This is a genomic window from Phaeobacter sp. QD34_24 (assembly GCF_028890115.1).
Lineage (GTDB): Bacteria > Pseudomonadota > Alphaproteobacteria > Rhodobacterales > Rhodobacteraceae > Phycobacter.
Genome location: NZ_JARCJD010000009.1, coordinates 103,584 through 108,532 on the forward strand (window position 1 = coordinate 103,584; position 4,949 = coordinate 108,532).

Consider the following 4,949-nt stretch of genomic DNA (forward strand, 5'->3'; position numbering starts at 1 on the left):
GTACAACGCAGCGCCGTAAAGGAGGCCGTAGCGATCAAGCGCGGCCAGCAGATGGCTGAACGCGGTGTCGCAATCCGGCTGCCCCGCCGCAACGGCGGGCCCGCACAGCATCAAACCGGCGTTATTGACCGATGATCCGGGGATCGGTGGAGCGCAGGGTCGATGCCAGGTCGCGGAATTTGACCAGGGTTTGCAGGTCTACCAGCGACTGCAGGGCGTGTTTGCCCTTCATCGCACGGGCCTTCTGCATACCTTCGGCAGCAGAGGACAGGTCATCAAGAATGGACTCGAACTCGCGCTGCATGTCTTCGCTGGTGGTGAGTTTTTCAGTGTCTTTGTTTTTGGCCATTGGTTTCTCTTTGGGTTGAAAGTTCGGTTGTTTTAATGACCTCAAATATACCGCAAAGTTGCGCGAAAGCGAAGGGGTGATGCACGTTATGGGGGTGTTGCGCCGTTTTTTGCGGTCACAGGGAGCGGATTTGCGATGAGCGGATCGCTTGGCTAGCCGATCTGCAGCGCATTGAAACGCACCGCCGGGCCAGAGATGCCGGTGCGAAGGATGCCGCCCTTGCCGCAGGGGACCACCTGGTCGCACAGCTGTGCCTCGTCTCCGATGGCGGTGATCCCGCGCAAGGCAGCACTGACCGCGCCGGTGACACTGACGCCGCGGATCTGCTCGGCCAGCCGACCCTTGCGGATCATCCGCCCTGCTGCGATCTCGATGCCGAACCGGTCAGCGCCTGCATCCATCCAGGCTGGACCACATTGATCAAGCCACAGCCCGGTCTCGATCCCGTCGAGCAAGGCGTCTTGTGGTGTGGTGCCTGCGGCAACGGCAAGGTTGCGCATGCGTGGCTCTGGCGCGTGGCGATAATCCTGCCGTCTGCCGTTGCCGGTTGCGGGCAGGCCAGCGGCCTGCGCGGTGTCGCGATCAAAAAGGCTGTCCCTTAGCCTGCCTTCGGCGCAGAGGGTGACAGAACGGGGCGCTGTCCCCTCGTCATCCATCGGCAGGTGACCGGGCCCAAAGGCGAGATCCGGCAGATCCCGGATCACCAGGTCCGGCGGCAGCCCGTCGAGGCGCGACAGCTGGTCGGTGGCGCGGGCGCGTTGATCCGCTTCGCACAGATGGCCCACCAATTCGTGAAAGATCACAGCGCACTGGCCGGGGCCGCTGACCAGCGGCAGGCGGCCGATTGGGCCGGAGTTCTCTGGCGGATCGTCGCGCAGGATCTGCGACAGGCGCGCGGCCATTCGCATAAGGGTATTGTCATTGGCGGTTTCACTGTCGAACTGCCATTCGCGCACCATCACGCTGCCATCGCTGCGCACCGCCTGAAGGCGCAGGGCGCGATAGCGGAGGGGCCAGACTCCGCCCGCATCGGGCGCCGGGCAGCAGCCCCTGTAACCATCCAGCAGAACGGTTGACAGGGAGAGATGCATGACATGCGCGGGCCAAGGCGCCAGCCGGGACCAGAGCTCTTGCAACGCGGCGCGACTGTCGTCAGAGGGACGGGGCGCTGGCAGGTCGGCGTCAAGCCCGGCGGTACTGGCGTAGCCTGTGCCGGCAATCTCGCCCACGGCCTGCGCCAGCGCCTGCCCCGACAGGGTGCTCTGCTGCAGGCTTTGCCGCAACACGCCTGCCCGGTGGCTGAGGTCAAAGCCGGTGACCTCTTCATGGATCGTTGCTGTCTCGGGCCGGTTTCCCGGACGCGCTGAGATCTCATGCCGCAGCAATCGCTCGTTCATCCAAAACAGGGATGCGCTGCCGGATCTGCCATTGGCTGCGGCGACGGCCTCTTGGGCCGCGCGCGGCGCAGGCCGCAGTACTGCTGCGTGTTCGGGTTCGCCTTCAACGCGAGAATCGTGCATATTCGGAAGGTTACCACAGGATCCGAAGAGGAAAAGCCGGGATGCCGATCTCTGAAAACCCTGCGCATGGCCTGTACTATCCCTTTGGCGCCGAGGATTTTCTGCGCTTTGATCTGGCGGATCGGGACTTTACCCGTTTCAACACCGAACGCTCCCTGCGCGAGGCGGAGGGGGAATTCGTGACCCGCGATTTTGGTGCCGGGATCTGCGGCATGCGGGATCTCACCCGGGAGGCGTCCTATTACAATCGTGCAATCGGCCTGTCGTACGCCGGGTTGGAGCGGCTGGAGGAAGTCATCGCCTGGTATCACGAGGCGTGGCGCGACTGCCATCTGACGCTGACGCCGGAGCGGGCCACGCCCGAGGTGATGGAGGCCCTGGCCGGGCGCGGCTTTGCGCTGGTATCGCAGGATTGGTTCTTTGCTCAGGCCTGCATCATGGCAGAGCCGCCCAAGGCAAAGATTGCGATCCGGCGCGCCGGGGAGGAGGATCTTGATACGGTGTTCGATCTTTGGGAAACGCCGGATGATCCCATTGAACAGGTGGTGCGGGATCTGCGGCGTGCAGCGCATCTACATCCGGATTTTGCGCTCTATATTGCGGACCTTGATGGGCGGCCTGCGGCCATGGCCAGCAGTTTCATCTCCAACGGGATCGCCTGGATGGGAAATGCCAATACCCTGCCGGAGCTGCGTTGCCGGGGCGCCCAGCAGGCGCTGATGGCGCAGCGGATGTGGGACGCGCGCCAGGCGGGCTGTCTTTGGGCGCTGACCGATTGCGAATTCGGCAGCACCACCCATCGTAACGCGGAGCGTATGGGCATGCGGATGGCCTTTGCCACCCTGGAGCTGAGGCTGCCCGTACCATGACCGAGCATTCGCCTGGCACAGCCCGCGACACCAGCATGGATTTCCGCTATCGGCCCCGTGATGGCAGTGCGGTGCGGGCGATGCTCTGGCTGGCCAGTCCTGGCGACGAACCCCCCCTGCGCAGCTATGCGGAAAGCCATGGCATGCAGTCCGTGGTGACCGGCAGCGATGTGGCCGCGGTGTTGCGCGCCGCCAGGGCAGGGGAGATCAACCTGGTGCTCGTCTGGCGGGTTGAACGGTTGGGGGATCACCCGCTTTGTGCAGCGCTTGCCGATCTTCGGGACATGGGGGTTGAATTCATGAGCGTGCTGGAGCTGTAGGGCCACGAGGCCAAGGCTCACGCCTTCGGATGCGCTGCAATCCCCGCCGCAGCGTTGATTTCGGCCAGCGCCTTGGTCGGCAGCTGCAGACCGGCGGCGGCGGCGTTTTCCGCGATACGGCGGCGATTGCGGCTTTTGGGGATGGCGATCACCCCCGCAGGATTGTCAGACCGGTTCACGCACCAGGCCAGGGCGACCTGCGCAGCGGTCTTGTCCAGCCGATCGGCCCAATGCTGCAGCGCGCGACCGGCAGGTGATGCCAGCAAGGTCTCCATCCCCTGGGCCAGCGGGCTGTAGGCGATCAGGGACAGCTGGTGTGCCTGGCACCAGTCCTGCAGGCCGGTCTCCCAGAAGGGCTGCGCCGCGTTGTGTAGCAACTGGTTGCTTTGAATGCCGTGACGGCTGAGATCCCGTGCCTGTTGCAGCAGGGAAAGGGAAAAGTTGCAAACCCCGATGAAGCGCACCTTGCCCGCATCCACCAGCTCATCCATGGCACCGAGGGTGTCCGCCAGCGGCACGCTCTCCGAGGGCCAGTGCAACTGATAGAGATCGATATGGTCTGTCTTCAGCGCGCGCAGGCTGCGCTCGGCGGCGGCGGTCAGATCCTCGGGGCGGGCATTGGCGGCAGAGACCTTGGTGGCGACAAAAGCCTCGGCGCGGCGCTTGGCAATGGCGGGGGCGATCTGCTGCTCGGTGCCATAGCTTTCGGCGGTGTCGATCAATCGGATGCCTGCATCCAAGGCGGCACCGATTGTCCCGGCGCCGCCCAGGAATTCCGCAGTGCCAAGGCCAATGACGGGAAGATCGATGCCAGTGGAGCCGAACCGGGTGCAGCGCATCGCTCAGACGTCCCGCGCCGGGCGCAGGCCCAGATCGAAACAGCGGTAGTTGCGCGGCGCATAGACCCGGCAGGTGACATGGGTCCGCTCGGGCGGTTCGCAATTGGAATAGAAGGAGCCGCCCCGGATCACCCCGATATCCAGTTGATTGATCAATGCGCGAAAGGCCTGGGGGAGTTGGCCGGTCTCGCGCATCTCAGTGACCATGTCTTCCACCCCCGCATGAATAGCGAACTCCGCCATCATGTCGTCGATGAACTCCTCCGGGATCCGGCCCTCCTCTTCCGAGGCGGGGATGGGATAGGCAAGATAGCGCGACGAGGTCCACTCCCAGGCATTGCCCACCGCGTCCAGCAATCCAAAGGGGCTGGTGGCGGCTGGATAGGCGCCCACGGGTGTGGTGTCGCCAACCTGCATGGCGCAATTGCAGTCCCCAGACCCCGGTGGTGCATCGCCCCAGGGGTTGCGCTGCCCATCCGCACCACGGGCGGCAAGCTCCCATTCCGTCTCGGTCGGAAGACGGGCGCCGATCCAGTCGCAATAGGCTGTGGCATCCCGGTAGGACAGGTGGGTGACCGGGTGCAGCGCCTTGGCGCGCACATCGTCGTCGCCGCGCGGTCGGTGCCAGCAGGCGCCTTCCATCTGGACCCAGAGCGTATCGTTGTCGGGCCAGACGTCCTCGGGAATCTGCCCGGTCCAGACCTGGCTCCAGCCGTCCTGCTCGGCCTCTGTCCTGTAGCCCGTTGCCTTCACGAAACGGGCAAAACCGGCAACGGTCAGCGGCGATCGGGCGATCTGGAACGGGCCGGTTTCGGCCCGGTGTGCGGGGCGGACATTGGCCTCAAGCGCCGGATCATCGCTGCCCATGATGAAGGCGCCACCGGGAATGGTGATCCAGTCTATGTCAGCGCCAAATTCCCGCATAATGCGTTTGCCTATGAGGTGGTTCGTGTCATACGGTAGCTAAGAGAGATCATCATTTTAAGTCAAGCTCTGCGTTTTAAAGGGTTAGTCGATTGTCTGAACTGCGAAACCAGCAGGATGTGGCATGC

Annotated in this window: 5 protein-coding genes and 1 pseudogene; 2 read left to right on the forward strand and 4 right to left on the reverse strand. The window is 64.2% G+C overall.

From position 1 onward, the window contains the following. Positions 1–121 precede the first annotated feature (121 nt). Both PXK07_RS09360 and PXK07_RS09365 read right to left on the reverse strand, forming a co-directional pair. Positions 122–349 (reverse strand): hypothetical protein, encoded by a 228-nt coding sequence (locus PXK07_RS09360; protein WP_274847958.1) that lies wholly within the window; start codon positions 347–349, stop codon positions 122–124. A 218-nt stretch (positions 350–567) separates the two neighbouring features. Beyond that, positions 568–1,869: pseudogene (locus PXK07_RS09365) on the reverse strand (metallopeptidase TldD-related protein); the annotation flags it as partial. Between the two features lie 41 nt (positions 1,870–1,910). Between PXK07_RS09365 and PXK07_RS09370 the strand changes: the two are divergent. Continuing rightward, on the forward strand, positions 1,911–2,738 hold the full coding sequence (locus tag PXK07_RS09370; protein WP_274847960.1) for a GNAT family N-acetyltransferase: 828 nt from the start codon (positions 1,911–1,913) through the stop codon (positions 2,736–2,738). Beyond that, complete coding sequence (locus PXK07_RS09375) at positions 2,735–3,058, forward strand: hypothetical protein (RefSeq protein ID WP_274847961.1); 324 nt, start codon at positions 2,735–2,737, stop codon at positions 3,056–3,058. The genes PXK07_RS09370 and PXK07_RS09375 overlap by 4 nt, the downstream gene beginning before the upstream one ends. 17 nt (positions 3,059–3,075) lie before the next feature. Here the strand turns inward: PXK07_RS09375 and PXK07_RS09380 are convergent, their stop codons facing one another. Then, positions 3,076–3,897: an aldo/keto reductase gene (locus tag PXK07_RS09380; RefSeq protein WP_274847962.1), complete on the reverse strand. Its 822-nt coding sequence runs from the start codon at positions 3,895–3,897 to the stop codon at positions 3,076–3,078. Positions 3,898–3,900: 3 nt separating this feature from the next. Continuing rightward, on the reverse strand, positions 3,901–4,821 hold the full coding sequence (locus tag PXK07_RS09385) for a formylglycine-generating enzyme family protein (RefSeq protein WP_274847963.1): 921 nt from the start codon (positions 4,819–4,821) through the stop codon (positions 3,901–3,903). Between the last annotated feature and the right edge of the window lie 128 nt (positions 4,822–4,949).